At 64.6% G+C, this 390-nt stretch carries 1 protein-coding gene; it reads left to right on the top strand.

The features are described from left to right. Positions 1-16 precede the first annotated feature (16 nt). Positions 17-390: VasL domain-containing protein (locus ADK28_RS23785; protein ID WP_275452770.1), on the top strand; the 374-nt coding region annotated here is incomplete at its 3' end.

The raw sequence follows: 390 nt of genomic DNA, 5'->3' as shown, positions 1-390 counted from the left end.
GCACGATGCCACCGCGATGCTGGAAACGAATGCGTTGACCTGGCCTGTGGCCCCCGATGCAGCCCGGCTGAGCGATGCCCGCATGGCGCTGGGCGAGCAGGCTCTGCGTGATATGGAGCCCCGGCTCACCCGGGATTATCAGGCGCAGCTGGCGCATGTGCAGCAGCTCTCGCCGCTGTGGGCGTATCAGTATGCCGATGGGCTGCGTCATTCGTTGCATATGCTCTACCCGCAGTCGCTGGCACTGAGCGCGATGGACAGCCAGTGGCAGCAGATGATGAACACCCAGCGTGGCGTGACGCCGTCGGTCTCCGGCTGGCCGGATGCCACCGCGCGGGTGGATGCATTACTGACACAGTTGCAGAGCCTGGAACGCCTGCACAAAACGGT

The organism is Serratia sp. 506_PEND (assembly GCF_001076875.1).
GTDB lineage: Bacteria > Pseudomonadota > Gammaproteobacteria > Enterobacterales > Enterobacteriaceae > Serratia > Serratia marcescens.
Note: the sequence above shows the minus strand (reverse complement) of the source record. Positions and strands in the feature narration are given on the sequence as shown.